The sequence below is a fragment of the Streptomyces sp. NRRL F-2664 genome (genome assembly GCF_000719345.1).
In the GTDB taxonomy this organism is placed as follows: domain Bacteria; phylum Actinomycetota; class Actinomycetes; order Streptomycetales; family Streptomycetaceae; genus Streptomyces.
Map to the genome: position 1 here is coordinate 1 of NZ_JOFX01000489.1, position 302 is coordinate 302.

The 302-nt window shown below is 73.5% G+C and carries 1 protein-coding gene; it reads left to right on the forward strand.

What is annotated here, in order from left to right; translation table 11 throughout:
* A partial coding sequence (locus IF89_RS40045; RefSeq protein ID WP_043195104.1) for an RHS repeat domain-containing protein occupies positions 1-302 on the forward strand: 302 nt, incomplete at both ends.

Here is a 302-nt window from a genome sequence, read left to right on the forward strand (position 1 = left end):
GCACCGTCCACGCCTACGACGGGGACACCGGGCTGCGCCTCTCCTCCGCGGTCACCGACGCCGACGGGGCCACCACGGTCCGGCAGACCGAGTACGACGGCCTGAACCGGGTCACCGGGGTGTGGGAAGGCGCCCGCGACGACGCGGACGCCAAGAAGGCCACCCTCATCACCTATCGCTATGACGGCGAGGGCCGGCTGGCCTCGGTCGCCTACCCCGACGGGAAGGCTGTCTCCCGCGCCTACGACCAGCACGGGCAGCTGGAGACGGCCACCGACGCCGCCGGCGCCGTCACCGCCTAC